Here is a 14,015-nt window from a genome sequence, read left to right on the forward strand (position 1 = left end):
TGACCTGCCCGTATTCCGCGCCGCAGAGCGCATTGGCCTCCGCGGACATCAGTGCGTCGGCGAACATCTTGACCATCGCGCGCAGCAGATCCGGACTCGCCGCGGCGAGATGGTCTTCGGTCAGGGCATGCAGGGGCAGACTGTCAGGTGCGGTCATCGTGCTGATCTCCTTCGAGGCTTTGACACTTCGAAGATCAGCCGGTGGCCGTTCATCTATGCGGGACTCACCCTGACGCCGGAGCAAACCCCCGGAACAGGTCGAACCCCGTACACCACTTCCCAGGACGCAGCCGAGCCCTTGCCGGGTCTCGGGGCGGAGCCCCGGTGGGGGTGTGGGGGCGGAGCCCCCGGGGGGTCTCGGGGCGGAGCCCCGAGTTTCGGGAAGGGGCGGGTTCGGGGATCCCCCTCCGGCCCGCCACCGGCCCGGTGTCGCCCGCCCGGCGAGGGCTACGCCGCGCGGCGTTCCACGTACTCCCGGATCTCCTCCATCGGCGGTCGCTCCTCCGTGTCGACCCCGTACGTCCGCGGCTCGAACGTCCCGTCCTCGCCCCGGTCGAACTGCGTCAGCCGCGGCCGTACGAGGTGCCCCCGCGCCAGCCGCAACTGGGCCGTGCGGTAGATCGCCGCCGCCATCCGGCCGAGGGCGCGGTCGTCCTGGTGGCGGTGGTGGCGGACGCCGACGTCGACCTGGGCCAGCGCGTCCAGCCCCACCGTGTGCAGCGCGTCGACGAGCAGGCCCAGTTCGACCCCGTACCCGACCGGGAACGGCAGCCGTTCCAGCAGTGAGCGCCGCGCCGCGTATTCGCCGCCCAGCGGTTGGACGAAGCCGGCGAGCAGCGGCCAGTGCAGGTTCAGCAGGGGCCGGGCCACCAGCTCCGTCACCCGCCCGCCTTGCCCGCCCGGCCCGCCCCGCACGGCCGGTCCCGAACCCGCCGCCCCCGCGGAGCCGCCCGCCGAGCCGCCCACGGAGCCGCCAGCCGACCCGCCCACGGAGTCGCCAGCCGCCGCGTCACCCGCCGCACCCGCCACCGCGTCACCCGTACCGCCCACCGCACCACCGGCATCACCCGTACCACCCACCGCCCCGCCCAGCGGCCTGTCGTATACCGCCTTCACGAAGTCCACGTCCGGCTCCGTCAGCAGCGGCCCCACGATCCCGCTCACGAACGCCGTGTCGAAGTCCCGCAGGTCCGCGTCCACGAAGCACACGATCTCGCCGCGGGTCACCAGCAGCGACCGCCACAGCACCTCGCCCTTGCCCGGCAGAGCCGGCACCCGCGGCAGGACGTCGTCGCGGTGCACGACCCGCGCCCCGGCCGCCGCGGCGACCTCCGCTGTGCGATCGGTGGAGCCGGAGTCCATCACGACCAGTTCGTCCACGAGCGGTCCGCCGTCGGCGGTGGTCATCAGTTCCGTCCGGATCGCCGTGACGATCGCCCCGACGGTGGCCTCCTCGTTGAGCGCGGGCAGCACCACGCTCACCGTCCCGCGCGCTCCCAGCGCGCGCTTGGCCGCCTGGAGCCGCGCGGGCGGCCGGTCCGCCGCGGACCAGGACCGCTTCCTCAGCCACTGCTCCACGTCTTCGAGCACCTGCGGGCCTCCCCTTGCCGGTGGTCCTGTGGGTGTGAGGGCCGTCTCGCGTATCGGACGGCCCTCACAACTGTCCTGGTCGTCGGTTACAGTCTTGAACAACGTGCGTGACGTCCCTATGTCGGGGTCCGCACGCCCCATAAAAGCGCCGGGCGGCCCCGCCGGGCCGGCGCCATACAGAGCTCATCCAGAGGGGCAGAGGGAACGGCCCGTTGAAGCCCCGGCAACCCTCCGTCCGGCACTCGCGACGCTGCGAGGCCCCGGACGGTGATGGTGCCAATTCCGTCCTGCGGCGAGATGCGTCGCGGGGAAGATGAGGAGAGAGGGCCTCGCCAGTATGGCTGTAGACACAGCTCCGACCCCCGCCGCCGTCGACGGCGGCCCCGATCTGGGCCCTGCCGTCGCGTTGTCGTGCCGCGAGTGCGGGGAGCGGGTACCGCTGGGTCCGGTGTTCGCGTGCCAGTCGTGTTTCGGGCCGCTGGAGGCGGCGTACGAGCTCCCCGGCGGCGACGCCGAGTCCGCCGCCCGGCTGCGGACGCGCATCGAGGCGGGGCCGCGGAGTATCTGGCGGTACGCGCCGCTGCTGCCGGTCCCCGCGGACGTGGCGGCCAAGCCGAACCTGAACCCCGGTTTCACCCGGCTGCACCGCGCCGACCGGCTGGCGGCGGAGCTGGGGGTCACGGGCGCGCTGCACGTCAAGGACGACTCGGGCAACCCGACGCACTCCTTCAAGGACCGGGTCGTCGCCATCGCCGTCGAGGCCGCCCGCGCCTTCGGCTTCACCACGCTGTCCTGTTCCTCCACGGGTAATCTGGCCGGTGCGGTCGGCGCCGCCGCCGCGCGGGCGGGGCTGCGTTCGTGCGTGTTCATCCCGTACGACCTGGAGCACGCGAAGGTCGTCATGGCCGCGGTCTACGGCGGTGACGTCGTCGGCATCGAGGGCACGTACGACGACGTGAACCGTTTCTGCTCGGAGCTGATCGGCGACCCGGCGGGCGAGGGCTGGGGCTTCACGAACGTCAACCTGCGCCCGTACTACGCGGAGGGCTCCAAGACCCTCGCCTTCGAGATATGCGAGCAGCTCGGCTGGCGGCTCCCGGACAACATCGTCATCCCGGTCGCCTCCGGCTCCCAGCTCACCAAGATCGACAAAGGGCTGAAGGAGCTGATCGCGACGGGGCTGGTCGAGGAGCGTCCGTACAAGATCTTCGGCGCCCAGGCGGCCGGCTGCTCCCCGGTTTCGCGGGCTTTCAGGGACGGCCACGACGTGGTGCGTCCCGTGCGGCCCGACACCATCGCCAAGTCCCTCGCCATCGGCAACCCGGCCGACGGCCCGTACGTGCTGGACATCGCCCGCCGCACCGGTGGCGCGGTGGAGGACGTCACGGACGCCGAGGTCGTCGACGCGGTCAAGCTGCTGGCCCGTACCGAGGGGGTCTTCGCGGAGACGGCCGGCGGCGTGACCTTCGGCGTGCTGGCGAAGCTCGTCGCGGACGGCCGGATCGATCCGGCCGAGACCACCGTCGCGATCAACACCGGTGACGGTCTGAAGACCCTCGACGCGGTCGCTCCCACCACGGGGCCGAGCGCGATCATTCGTCCCACACTCGACTCCTTCCGAGAGGCCGGCCTCGCATCATGAGCGTGAACGTCCGAATTCCGACCATCCTCCGTACGTATACCGACGGGCAGGCAGAGGTGAGCGCCGAGGGCGCGACCCTGGCCGAGGTGATCGAAGACCTGGAGAAGAACCACCGCGGCATCGCCGGCCGGGTGCTGGACGATCAAGGCAAGCTGCGCCGCTTCGTGAACGTCTACGTGAACGATGACGACGTCCGCTTCGCCGATGGCCTGCAGACTCCCACCCCGGAGGGGGCCGGAGTCTCGATCATTCCGGCGGTCGCGGGAGGCTGCTGAACCCCCTCGTCGTGCCTACGGCCCCGCCGATCCGGAGTGGGGCCGTTCGCATGTCCGTACACGCGATAGGGTTGGGGCGTTCCCCCCTCGTGGCCCATGCTCCACGCATATGAGAACGCGACAAGTTCCGCGCAAATGCGGAGAGTTAATTGTCGTGATGGTGAGTTATGCCCTGCCCGAGTTGTCAGGGAATAGCGGATAATGGTCAGGAATATGCTGATCGGGGGTCCGCAGAATTCTCGTCCGATTGACCTGTTGCACTGGGCATCTGTGCGGATACATTCAGCCGCGGTCGACGCGTTCCGGCGCACGCCCCGGCGTGTATCCGGGGGTGAGGTCTGACCCGGGTCCGCGGAGTGCGGTCCTGTGTAAGGGCCAGCAATAGGGGAGTTTGGAATGGCTCAGGGCACCGTCAAGTGGTTCAACGCGGAGAAGGGGTACGGCTTCATCGCGGTCGACGGTGGTGCGGATGTCTTCGTCCACTACAGCGCGATTCAGATGGACGGATACCGCACCCTCGAGGAAGGCCAGCGGGTCGAGTTCGAGATCTCGCAGGGCCAGAAGGGGCCGCAGGCAGACATGGTCCGCGTCAGCGGCTGAGCGCCGGGCATCGACCACGGACGACTCGCGATGGGCCCGCACCCTCCAGGGGGTGCGGGCCCTCTGCTGTCCGCCGCCGCCGGCCGCCTGCCGTGCCGGGTGCGGGGTGCGGCGCGCCGTGCGGGGGCCGTTGTCCGCCGTGCGGGATGCCGCCGGTCCGGTTCCGCTCTGCGCATGAGAAGCCCGTACCCGCTTGCACTCGCAGGGGGCGAGTGCTAATCATTGCGTTAGCACTCTCCCTGTGAGAGTGACAGCACGGGACCGGTTCGGTGAGGTCCGCACGCCGGGTGGGAGGGAACCACGCGGGTCGCGGGCCGTCCGTCGCGGGCGCCAGCGCGGTCCGGACACAGACCACCCCCCTGTCCGGGAGGACTCAACACAATGGCCAAGACCATCGCGTTCGACGAGGAGGCGCGGCGCGGCCTTGAGCGCGGCATGAACCAGCTCGCCGACGCCGTCCGCGTCACCCTCGGCCCCAAGGGCCGGAACGTCGTCCTCGAGAAGAAGTGGGGCGCCCCCACGATCACGAACGACGGTGTCTCCATCGCCAAGGAGATCGAGCTCGAGGACCCGTACGAGAAGATCGGCGCCGAGCTGGTCAAGGAGGTCGCGAAGAAGACGGACGACGTCGCCGGTGACGGCACGACGACCGCGACCGTCCTCGCCCAGGCCCTGGTCAAGGAGGGCCTGCGCAACGTGGCCGCCGGCGCCAACCCGATGGCGCTGAAGCGCGGCATCGAGAAGGCCACCGAGGCCGTCTCCGCCGCCCTGCTGGAGCAGGCCAAGGACGTGGAGACCAAGGAGCAGATCGCTTCCACCGCCTCCATCTCCGCCGGCGACATCCAGATCGGCGAGCTGATCGCCGAGGCGATGGACAAGGTCGGCAAGGAAGGCGTCATCACCGTCGAGGAGTCGCAGACCTTCGGGCTGGAGCTGGAGCTCACCGAGGGCATGCGCTTCGACAAGGGCTACATCTCCGCCTACTTCGCCACCGACATGGAGCGCATGGAGGCGGAGCTGGAGGACCCGTACATCCTCATCGTCAACTCCAAGATCAGCGCGGTCAAGGACCTGCTGCCGCTCCTGGAGAAGGTCATGCAGTCCGGCAAGCCGCTGCTGATCATCGCCGAGGACGTCGAGGGCGAGGCCCTGTCCACCCTCGTGGTGAACAAGATCCGCGGCACCTTCAAGTCCGTCGCCGTCAAGGCCCCGGGCTTCGGCGACCGCCGCAAGGCCATGCTCGGTGACATCGCCATCCTCACCGGTGGCCAGGTCATCTCCGAGGAGGTCGGTCTCAAGCTGGAGAGCGCCACCCTCGACCTGCTGGGCCGCGCCCGCAAGGTCGTCATCACCAAGGACGAGACCACCATCGTCGACGGTGCCGGCGACAGCGAGCAGGTTCAGGGCCGGGTCAACCAGATCCGCGCCGAGATCGACAACAGCGACTCCGACTACGACCGCGAGAAGCTGCAGGAGCGGCTCGCCAAGCTGGCCGGCGGCGTGGCCGTCATCAAGGCCGGTGCCGCGACCGAGGTCGAGCTGAAGGAGCGCAAGCACCGCATCGAGGACGCCGTGCGCAACGCGAAGGCGGCCGTCGAGGAGGGCATCGTCGCCGGCGGCGGCGTGGCCCTGCTGCAGGCCGGTCACGTCTTCGAGAAGCTGGAGCTGCAGGGCGACGAGGCCACCGGTGCCGCCGCGGTGAAGCTGGCCCTGGAGGCCCCGCTGAAGCAGATCGCGGTCAACGCCGGCCTTGAGGGCGGCGTCGTGGTGGAGAAGGTGCGCAACCTGACCGCCGGTCACGGGCTCAACGCCGCCAGCGGTGAGTACGTCGACATGATCACCGAGGGCATCCTCGACCCGGCGAAGGTGACCCGCTCCGCGCTGCAGAACGCGGCGTCGATCGCGGGCCTGTTCCTCACCACCGAGGCCGTCGTCGCGGACAAGCCGGAGAAGGAGAAGGCGCCGGCCGGGGGCGGTATGCCCGGCGGCGACATGGACTTCTGATCCGGGATCGCGAAGTCCGGACGTCCGCGGCGCATGCGGACGGACGCCGGACGGACTGACGAACCGAGGGCGGTACCCCGAAGGGGTGCCGCCCTCGGGCGCGTGGAGGGCGCCGGGGAACGGCGGAAGCCCGCCGGGCCGCACCGCTCCGGGCGCGGCGAAGTCCCGGCCCGCCCGAAGGCCGCACCGCCCGGGGCCCCTCCGCCGCCGCGCCGGCCCGGTCCACCGGTCTCGCGCGTACCGGTCACGTCCGTGCCGGCGCTGCCGGGGCCGACCTCACGGTGCCGGCGCCGGCTCGCGCCGGCCTCGCCGGTGCCGGCCTCGCCCGTGCGGGCGCCGCCTCGGCCGCCTTGGCCGCCTCGCCCGCCTCGGCCTGGGCGAGCCGGGCCGGGTACCGGCCGCGCCCGTGCCCGGCGTCGCCGTCAGCTCACGTCCGTCGCGGCCTTCAGCGCGATCCGCAGATGGCCGTGCGAGGCATCGAGCAGGCGCTTCGCCGTGGAGCCGTCCACGCCGCCGAGGATGGTGAGGATCGCGTTCTTCACCTCGCCGCGGGTCTCGGCGAGAGCGGCCTCCACCTCCTCGTCGCCCGCGCCCGTCGCCAGCGCGACGATGCGCCGCGAACGGACCTGCAGCTTCTCGTTGGAGGCGCGGACGTCGACCATCAGGTTCCCGTACGTCTTGCCCAGCCGGATCATCGTGATGGTCGACAGCATGTTGAGCACGAGCTTCTGCGCCGTGCCCGCCTTGAGCCGCGTCGAGCCCGCGATCAGCTCCGGGCCCACGACGACCTCGATCGGGTGCTGCGCTGCCGCGCCCAGCGGCGAACCCGCGTTGCAGGACAGCCCGATGGTCAGCGCCCCCAGGGCGCGCGCGAACGTCACGCCGCCGACGGCGTACGGCGTGCGGCCGGAGGCCGAGATGCCGACGACCGTGTCGTCCGGCCCCAGGTCCGCCGCCGTCAGGTCGGACGCGGCCAGCTCCTTGCTGTCCTCCGCGCCCTCCGTGGAGGTGCGCAGCGCCGTGTCCCCGCCGGCGATCATGCCGACGACCTGCGAGGGGTCGGTGTTGAACGTGGGCGGGCACTCGCTGGCGTCCAGCACCCCGAGCCGGCCGGCGGTACCGGCGCCCAGATAGAACAGCCGCCCGCCGCCGGCCATGCGCTCGGCGGTGGCGTCGATGGCGGCGGCGATCTGCGGCAGTTGCTCGGCGACCGCGCCCGGTACCCCGCCGTCCTCCTCGTTCATGATTCTGGCGATCTCCAGGCTGGAGAGACGGTCGATCTCCGCCAGCTCAGGACGGAACGCCTCGGTGGTCAGGTTTTCCAGCTCCCGGCGGATTTCGGCTGAGGGAGAGGGCATGTCGGAGCGGCTCTTTCCATGCGGTGCGTGGCGCGCGGTGGGCGGTGCGCGCACGCGGAGGTGGGTCGGTCACGGCGGCTTGCGTGGTGCGGTCGCCGGCGGTCGGGCTGCCGTCGCGGGCGTCCGGTGCGCGGTGCGCGCCCGGCCGCCGGGCGGCGCCGGCGTCGTACGGCGGTGCGGTCGGGAGCCGGCCGTCGGACGCCCGCGGGGACGTCGTCGGGCAGGCCGGTGCGGGGGGTGGTGCCTGGGGCGGTGCGTGAGGTGATGCGGGGTGGTACGTGGCCGCGGGCCGGTGAAGCCCGCGAGTGGTGCGGGGGCGGTGCGTGGCGCATGAGCGGTGCGGAAGGTCCGCGGAGTACCTGGTGCACGAGCGGTGGAGGGCGCAGGAGCGGCGCCTGGTGCAGGTGAGCCCGGTGGTGCCGAGGGCGCGTCGGGTGCGCGGGAGACGTCCCGTACGCCCGGCACACCGGAGATACCCGGCACGCGTGGCCCGTCCGGTGCTTCCGGCGTGTCCGGTGCCGTGGGCGGGGGCCGCGCCTGGGAGGAGGGCGGGTCGCCGGTGCATCGGTCGTCGTCGGGAGTCGCCGGGCGTCGTCAGGACCGCGGGCGGAGCGGGCTGTGCCGGTGGGCCAGTGCCTCGTACGAGGCGGCGAGCGCCGGGGCGGCACGCTCGTACGTCCGCTGGGCCACGCCTATGAACAGGCAGTCCACGACCAGCAACTGGCCCGTCCTGCTGGACATGGCCGCCGGCCGCAGCTCGCTCTCGCGACCCGTGGACGTGGTGAGTATGTGATCGGCGTACGACGCGACGGGGCCGTCGGGGCGGCCGGTGATCGCCACCGTCGTCGCCCCGTGGTCGAACGCGACCCGCAGCGGCTCTATCACGTCGACCGTGCGGCCCGAGTGCGTGATGGCGATGGCCACGTCGCCCGCGCGCAGTTGGACGGCGTTGGTCACGGCCAGGTGCGGGTCGGGCGAGGCGTGCGCCACGACGCCGATCCGCAGCAGCTTCTGCACCAGGTCCTGGCCCACGAGGTTGGAGGCACCGATGCCGTAGACGTCGATGCGCCGGGCGGCGGCCATGGCGGCGATCGCCGCTTCCAACTGCGCGGGGTCGAGCCCGGCCGCGGTGTCCGCCAGCGCCTGCTGCTCGTCCCGCGCGAGCTTGGCGATGACGTCCGCCATCGAGTCGTCCACCGCTATGTCCGCGGTGACCGACGGCGCCCGCCCGGCCTCCTGCTGAGCCGCGGCGGCGGCGAGGGCCAGCCGCAGGTCGCGATACCCGGGATAGCCGAGCAGCCGCGCCGTCCGCACGACGGTGGCCTCCGACGTGCCGGTGCGCTCCGCGAGGCCCGTGACGGTGAGCGCGGCGCAGCCGGCCGGGTCACCGGCGACGGCCTCGGCGACGCGCTGCATGGAGCGCGTCATGGACGGCGCGACCGTGCGCACCTTGGCCGCCAGGGCGGCGGGCGCGGGCGGCGCGGGTCCGGTCGGGGTGTCAGGAGTGAAAGTTTCCTTCACGCTGTAGCTCACACACGAAAGATATTTTCGCGACGGAGGGCGAGTCAACCCCCCGCGTCGGGCCTGTGGAAAACCCTGGTCCGAGGTCGTGCCCGGCCGCGACGGCCGCGGACCGCGGCGCGCCGGTGCCGGTTGCGGGAGAATGGATGTATGAAGCACCAAGGGCTGGAGCAGGCGCTGCACCGCGCCCGTGCGCTGATCCTCGCCGACCTCAGCGCGGCCGATGTCGCCGGACCGGACGTGGTCACGTTCGTCGAGGATGCCGTGGCGCACCGCCGGTGGTGGGTGGAGCAGTGGCCGGACGGCGTGACGTTTGTGGACGGCCTGGTGGCCCAGGACGTCCAGGACGCACTCCTGGAGAAGTACGGACGGTGGCCGCTGTGCCCCGTCTGCGAGGACGTCGACGCCGCGGGCCCGCATGCGCTGGACGTCGAACCCGAGCTGGGCCCGGCCCCGCGGTGGGTCTGCGGCAAGACGGGCGCGGTGGTCGCCCGGGTGGGCACCCTCGGCGGGGGCGGTGCGGCGTGACGGTCTACGTGGACCCGCCGACGTGGCCGGGGCACGGGCGGATGTGGTCGCACCTGGTCAGCGACGTGTCGTACGACGAGTTGCACGCTTTCGCGGAGTCGATGGGCGTACCGCGAAGGGCGTTCGACGGGGACCACTACGACATTCCGTCGGTGCGCTACGAGGACGCGGTGCGCAGGGGAGCGGTGGAAGTGGGGTCGAAGGAGCTGCTGCGGCGGCTCGTGGACGGGGGGTTGCGGCGACGGGGGAGGAAGCCGCGGGCGCGGTGAGCGGCTGAGGCGTTCGCGCTCGCAGGAATGTTCCCCTCGTGTCTCGGTGTTCCCTTCTTCATGTCCCCGACCGCTCCCCGGGCCGGAGCCCGCCTGCCCGTCGCCGTGTACGTCCTCGGCGTCGCCGTCTTCGCCCTCGGAACCTCGGAGTTCATGCTCTCCGGCCTCCTCCCCGAGATAGCCGACGACCTCGACGTCTCCATTCCCCGCGCCGGGCTCCTCATCTCCGCGTTCGCCGTCGGCATGGTCGTCGGCGCGCCCACCCTCGCCGCCGCCACCCTGCGCCTCCCCCGCCGCACGACCCTCGTCGGGCTGCTCGTCGTCTTCGGCGCCGGGCACGTCGTCGGGGCCGTCTCCACCTCGTACGCCGTCCTCTTCGCCACCCGCGTCGTCAGCGCCCTCGCCTGCGCCGGGTTCTGGGCCGTCGGCGCCGCCGTCGCCATCGCAACCGTCCCGGCCGGGGCTCGCGCACGCGCGATGGCGATCATGGTCGGCGGGCTCAGCGTCGCGAACGTCGCCGGCGTGCCCGGCGGGGCGCTGCTCGGGCAGCACTTCGGCTGGCGGTCCGCTTTCTGGGCCGTGACGCTGATGACCGCGATCGCGCTCGTCGGGGTGGTGGCGCTGGTACCCGGCGGGACGGCCGAGGACGCCGAGCCGCCGCGGCTCCGCGAGGAGTTGCGCATCTACCGCGACGGCCAGGTATGGCTCGCCATGGCCACGATCGCGCTCTTCGCGGGTGCGACGTTCTCCTTCTTCTCCTACCTCGCCCCGCTCCTCACCGACGTCGCCGGCCTCGGCGACGGCTGGGTGCCGACCGTGCTCGCGCTCTTCGGCGCCGGGGCGTTCCTCGGCACGCTCGTCGGCGGGCGGATGGCGGACCGGTACCGGTTCGGCACCATGTACGCAGGGCTCTCCGCGACCGCCGCCGTGCTGGTGGCGTGCGCGCTGCTCGCCGAGTACCCGGTGGCGATCGTGACCCTCTCCGTCCTCCTCGGCGCCACGGCCTTCACCACCGCGCCCGCCCTCAACGCCCGGATCTTCGACGTCGCCGGTGCCGCCCAGGGCCTCGCCGGCGCGACCGCCACGTCCTCGTTCAACATCGGCAACACCGTGGGCCCGTGGCTCGGCGGCCTCGTCATCAGCGCCGGCCTCGGCTACGCCGCCACCGCGTGGACCGGCGCCGTCCTGGCGGCGGGCGCGGTGGCGATGACGGTGGTCGCCGACCGCTCGGCGACGCGCCGCACGAGGCTGGTGACCCGCGGCGCACCGACGACCGAGAGCGCGCTGAAGGCGACCGGGTAGAGACGCGGGACGGGCCCGGCTGTCACTCTTCCGCCGAACGCGACCGCCCGTCCCACCACTTCCGTACGCCCGGCCCCGTGCACCCCCGCGCCGTCCGCCCCCTGCCCGGGCTCTAGCCGCCTGCCAGCAGCTCCAGCTCCGTCCCCACGTTGTGCCGCGCCGCGTCCTCCCACCGCGCGTGCCCCGTCTCCGTACGGAACAGCCGGGGCAGCTTCAGCAGGTGGCGCAGCACCGCCGCCCGCCCCTCCCGGAAGGCGTCGTCCGGGACGAAGCCGTACTCCTCGCGCACCGCCGCCGCGTACGCGGCGTACTCCGACGGGGTGCCCGCCAGCACCGCGAGGTCCGCGTCGCACAGCACCTCGCCGTTGCGGTCCCCGGGCCGCGGGTCGTGGCTCACCGTGAGCCGTACGAGCCGCGCCACCTCCGCGACGCGCTCGTCCCCGACTCCCGCCTCCGTCAAGGCGACTTGCGCGAGTCGCGCACTGCGCTCCTCGTTCTCGCTCTGCTCCGGCCGGTAGACGGCGTCGTGGAACCAGGCCGCGAGGCGTACGGCGTCGGGGTCGTCGGCGTGGTCGGCCAGCTCGTCGACGCGGTCGAGGACGGCGGCCAGATGCGCCGCGGTGTGGTAGCGCCGCTGCGGCTCTCCCCACCGTTCCAGCAGGTTCCTCCCGTACGGCACGGGGTCGGGGGCCGCGGCGCCGGACCGGCAGCGCGTGAGGAGGGCGGTCCAGCGGTCGAGGAGGCGGGGGTCCGCGGGTCCGGGCGCCGGTGTCGCGGGCTGGTTCTCTCCGGGGGTGGGCATGGTCACCATTCTGCGTGCTATGGCAGGCTGTGCTTCATGTCTAGACCAATGCTGCTTGAGGTCATCGCCCTGAACGCCGCCGACGCCGCCGCCGCGGCGGCGGGCGGTGCCGACCGTCTGGAGTTGGTCACGGACATGGCCGCGGACGGGCTCACCCCGTCACGCGAGACCGTCGCCGCCGTACGGGCCGCGGTGGACCTCCCCGTACGCGTCATGCTGCGCGCCGAGGACGGGTTCGCGGCCGGGGACGTGGAGGCGCTCGCGGCGCGGGCACGGGCGCTGCGCGCGGAGGGGGCGGAGGAGTTCGTCCTGGGGTTCCTGGACGAGACGGGCGGGCCGGATCTGGCGGCGGTCGGACGGCTGCTGGAAGCGGTGGGGGACGGGTGCCGGTGGACGTTCCACCGGGCGATCGACCGGGCGGCGGACCGGGACACGCTGCGCAAGCAGCTCGCGGGCCTGCCGGGGCTGGACACCTACCTGACGGCGGGCTCCGCGAAGGGCGTCGCGGACGGCCTGCCGGTGCTGGTCGCCGAGGCCGCCCGCGCGACCGCGGGCCAACCCGGCTACGAGGCCCGCATCATGGCCGGCGGCGGCCTCACCACGGCCCACGTCCCGCGCCTGCGCGCGGCCGGCCTGGACGCCTTTCACGTCGGCGGCGCGGTCCGCCCGGCGGGCTGGTCGGGCCCGGTGTCGCCGGAGTCGGTGGCGGAGTGGCGCGCGCTGCTGGACGGGTGACCGGGGCGCTCTCACGCTCCGGGCACACGCGCCCGGCAGCGTCAGACGTTCCGTACGACGCTGCTGGTCGTGGCGCCCACGTCGACGGGCGCGCGGAGCGGGCGGACATCGAGCACGCGGTCCGGCTGGTGCTGGGGCGGGCTGCTGTAGCGAGGGCGGCGCGGGCGCTGCGGGGTCGCCGCACGCCCGTGCGGCAGGGGGCGCAGACGGCGGTCTCCGGAGGGGCGTTGCCTGTCGGAGGGGCGGCCTACCCTTGGGCGGGTGTGCGGGGGAGATCGGCTGCGGGGCCGTTTCCGGCCCGCCCGAACGCGGCTCCCGGCGCGGGCGAAGGCGTCCGCTACGCCCCCGGGCCCGAGGTGGACTCCCGTACCTGAAGTGCCGTGCGCAGCACCACCGTCTGCAGCGGCCTCTCCGTCCCCGCGATCCGCTCCTGGAGCAGCCCCGCCGCCGTCCACCCCAGGTCGTACGACGGCAACTGCACCGTCGACAGCGACGGGCGGACCAGCGACGCCCACGGGACGTCGCCGAACGACAGGACCCCCGTGCGCGGCGGCTCCGTGCCCGCCTCGGTGAGCGCCTGCAACGCGCCCACCGTCATCAGGTTGTTCGCCACGAACACCGCGTCCGGCGGCGACGGCAGCGCCAGCAGGTCCCGCATCGCCGCCCGGCCGCCCTCGACCCGGAAGTCGGCGTGCCGCACGTACTCCGGCGGCAGCGTGCCCCCGTCGGTCTCCCGCAGGTGGTCGCGCAGCACCGCGCGGTAGCCCGCCAGACGGTCGTCGGACGTGGACGCGCCCTCGGGGCCCGCGATGCACGCGATGCGGTGGTAGCCGCTGCGCAGCAGGTGCGCGGTGGCCTCCTCGCCGCCGTGCTGGTTGTCGACCATCACCGCGTCCACGGACGCGCCCCGCGGGCGCCGGTCCACCGCGACCACCGGCATCCCGCGGCCCTCCAGCACCGACAGGTCGGTCCGGTTCCGCGACGCCGCGGCCACGATCACGCCCGCCATCTGCTCCGCCGCCGCGATCTCCAGGTAGCGCCGTTCCTTGTCCACGTCCTCGTCGGTGTTACACAGCACCACGGACAGGTTGGTCTGCTGCGCCGCGTCCTCGACGCCGCGCGCGAGCGACGTGAAGAAGGGGTTCTCGATGTCGGGGATGATCAGCCCGATGACGCTGGCCCGCTGCATCCGCAGCGACCGGGCCACGCGGTTCGGCGAGAAGCCCAGCTCGGCCGCGGTCTTGCGGACGCGCTCGGCGCGCTCGGCGGTGACCCGGCCCCCGTTGAAGACCCGGGAGACCGTGGCCGGCGAGACCCCTGCGGCGCGCGCCACATCGTTGATGGTCGTCACTTCTCCGCTACCTGAACCTCTCACGCAGGCGCGGGAGT

At 73.0% G+C, this 14,015-nt stretch carries 13 protein-coding genes, 1 pseudogene and 1 riboswitch; of the genes and pseudogenes, 8 read left to right on the top strand and 6 right to left on the bottom strand.

Features of this window, described 5'->3' with window-relative positions; translation table 11 throughout:
* Both I003_RS0125370 and I003_RS37050 read right to left on the bottom strand, forming a co-directional pair.
* A pseudogene (locus tag I003_RS0125370) lies at positions 1 to 157 on the bottom strand (IS256 family transposase); the annotation flags it as partial.
* A 290-nt stretch (positions 158 to 447) separates the two neighbouring features.
* On the bottom strand, positions 448 to 1,590 hold the full coding sequence (locus I003_RS37050) for a glucosyl-3-phosphoglycerate synthase (protein ID WP_027774084.1): 1,143 nt from the start codon (positions 1,588 to 1,590) through the stop codon (positions 448 to 450).
* A 180-nt stretch (positions 1,591 to 1,770) separates the two neighbouring features.
* Positions 1,771 to 1,910, top strand: a riboswitch (SAM riboswitch).
* A gap of 17 nt (positions 1,911 to 1,927) precedes the next feature.
* Between I003_RS37050 and thrC the strand changes: the two genes are divergently transcribed.
* The 4 genes from thrC to groL all read left to right on the top strand — a co-directional run bounded on the left by thrC (position 1,928) and on the right by groL (position 6,111).
* A complete protein-coding gene (gene thrC, locus I003_RS0125380) occupies positions 1,928 to 3,232 on the top strand; it encodes a threonine synthase (RefSeq protein WP_027774085.1) in 1,305 nt (434 codons plus the stop codon).
* Positions 3,229 to 3,507, top strand: coding sequence for a MoaD/ThiS family protein (locus I003_RS0125385; RefSeq protein ID WP_027774086.1), 279 nt, complete (start codon positions 3,229 to 3,231; stop codon positions 3,505 to 3,507). The genes thrC and I003_RS0125385 overlap by 4 nt, the downstream gene beginning before the upstream one ends.
* A gap of 396 nt (positions 3,508 to 3,903) precedes the next feature.
* Positions 3,904 to 4,107 (top strand): cold-shock protein, encoded by a 204-nt coding sequence (locus tag I003_RS0125390; protein ID WP_018839739.1) that lies wholly within the window; start codon positions 3,904 to 3,906, stop codon positions 4,105 to 4,107.
* A 381-nt stretch (positions 4,108 to 4,488) separates the two neighbouring features.
* Positions 4,489 to 6,111, top strand: a complete 1,623-nt coding sequence (gene groL / locus I003_RS0125395; protein ID WP_027774087.1) for a chaperonin GroEL — start codon at positions 4,489 to 4,491, stop codon at positions 6,109 to 6,111.
* A gap of 422 nt (positions 6,112 to 6,533) precedes the next feature.
* On the opposite strand, the gene murQ is transcribed toward groL, so the two are convergent.
* On the bottom strand, positions 6,534 to 7,469 hold the full coding sequence (murQ, locus tag I003_RS0125400) for an N-acetylmuramic acid 6-phosphate etherase (RefSeq protein ID WP_027774088.1): 936 nt from the start codon (positions 7,467 to 7,469) through the stop codon (positions 6,534 to 6,536).
* Positions 7,470 to 8,063: 594 nt separating this feature from the next.
* Positions 8,064 to 9,002 carry a MurR/RpiR family transcriptional regulator gene (locus tag I003_RS0125405; RefSeq protein ID WP_106966339.1) on the bottom strand — a complete coding sequence of 313 codons (939 nt, stop codon included), beginning with the start codon at positions 9,000 to 9,002 and terminating at the stop codon, positions 8,064 to 8,066.
* Between the two features lie 138 nt (positions 9,003 to 9,140).
* Between I003_RS0125405 and I003_RS0125410 the strand changes: the two genes are divergently transcribed.
* The 3 genes from I003_RS0125410 to I003_RS0125420 are packed head-to-tail and all read left to right on the top strand — an operon-like array spanning position 9,141 to position 11,089.
* Complete coding sequence (locus I003_RS0125410; protein ID WP_027774090.1) at positions 9,141 to 9,518, top strand: hypothetical protein; 378 nt, start codon at positions 9,141 to 9,143, stop codon at positions 9,516 to 9,518.
* Positions 9,515 to 9,787 (top strand): DUF4031 domain-containing protein, encoded by a 273-nt coding sequence (locus I003_RS0125415; RefSeq protein WP_027774091.1) that lies wholly within the window; start codon positions 9,515 to 9,517, stop codon positions 9,785 to 9,787. The genes I003_RS0125410 and I003_RS0125415 overlap by 4 nt, the downstream gene beginning before the upstream one ends.
* A gap of 60 nt (positions 9,788 to 9,847) precedes the next feature.
* The gene (locus tag I003_RS0125420) at positions 9,848 to 11,089 is read left to right on the top strand and encodes a Cmx/CmrA family chloramphenicol efflux MFS transporter (protein WP_027774092.1); all 1,242 of its coding nucleotides are present in this window, start codon (positions 9,848 to 9,850) and stop codon (positions 11,087 to 11,089) included.
* A gap of 112 nt (positions 11,090 to 11,201) precedes the next feature.
* Here the strand turns inward: I003_RS0125420 and I003_RS0125425 are convergent, their stop codons facing one another.
* A complete protein-coding gene (locus tag I003_RS0125425) occupies positions 11,202 to 11,900 on the bottom strand; it encodes a hypothetical protein (RefSeq protein WP_027774093.1) in 699 nt (232 codons plus the stop codon).
* Positions 11,901 to 11,927: 27 nt separating this feature from the next.
* Between I003_RS0125425 and I003_RS0125430 the strand changes: the two genes are divergently transcribed.
* Entirely contained in the window at positions 11,928 to 12,626 is a 699-nt protein-coding gene (locus I003_RS0125430) for a copper homeostasis protein CutC (RefSeq protein WP_027774094.1), read from the top strand.
* Between the two features lie 337 nt (positions 12,627 to 12,963).
* On the opposite strand, the gene I003_RS0125435 is transcribed toward I003_RS0125430, so the two are convergent.
* A complete protein-coding gene (locus tag I003_RS0125435; protein ID WP_027774095.1) occupies positions 12,964 to 13,977 on the bottom strand; it encodes a LacI family DNA-binding transcriptional regulator in 1,014 nt (337 codons plus the stop codon).
* Positions 13,978 to 14,015: the final 38 nt, after the last annotated feature.

It is taken from the genome of Streptomyces sp. CNQ329 (assembly GCF_000482585.1).